This is a genomic window from Pseudomonas sp. EL_65y_Pfl1_R83, from assembly GCF_963970695.1.
Taxonomy (GTDB): Bacteria; Pseudomonadota; Gammaproteobacteria; order Pseudomonadales; family Pseudomonadaceae; genus Aquipseudomonas; species Aquipseudomonas tritici.
Genome location: NZ_CAXAQI010000460.1, coordinates 1 through 444, shown reverse-complemented (window position 1 = coordinate 444; position 444 = coordinate 1). Strand labels below are relative to the sequence as shown.

Annotated in this window: 1 protein-coding gene; it reads left to right on the top strand. The window is 67.1% G+C overall.

Annotated elements, in window-relative coordinates; translation table 11 throughout:
- Window positions 1-282: hypothetical protein (locus tag AACY08_RS29825; RefSeq protein WP_339472686.1), on the top strand; the 282-nt coding region annotated here is incomplete at its 5' end.
- Window positions 283-444 lie beyond the last annotated feature (162 nt).

The window sequence follows — 444 nt, the reverse complement described above, 5'->3', positions numbered from 1 at the left end:
CCGACGATGGTGTGGAATGCCGATAGCGATCTGCCCGATGGCGTCGGCCTGATCGCGCTGCCCGGCGGCTTTTCCTATGGCGACTATCTGCGGTCGGGCGCGATCGGCGCACGCTCGCCGATCATGCGCGCGGTGACGGCGGCGGCGCTGTTGCGCGACCGCAAGCTGGTGCTCACCCGCTTGCAGCATCTGGGGGTGCATGTGATCGAGGCCGAGCATGATCGCGTCGGCGAGCGGCTCGTCGCGGGTTATGTCGATTTGAAGCGGAGGAACCTGTTGTGACGGACATCGCCCCCGCCGCTGTTTCTGCGTTCGCGCCGCCGCAACCGGTGCTGGTCAATGCCAGCCGCTTCCGCGCCGCCCATGCGGCCGATTGGGAACGGCTGGAGTCTCTCATCTCGCGGATCGAGCGTCGCTCGGTGCGCGCGCTTCAGGATGAGGATT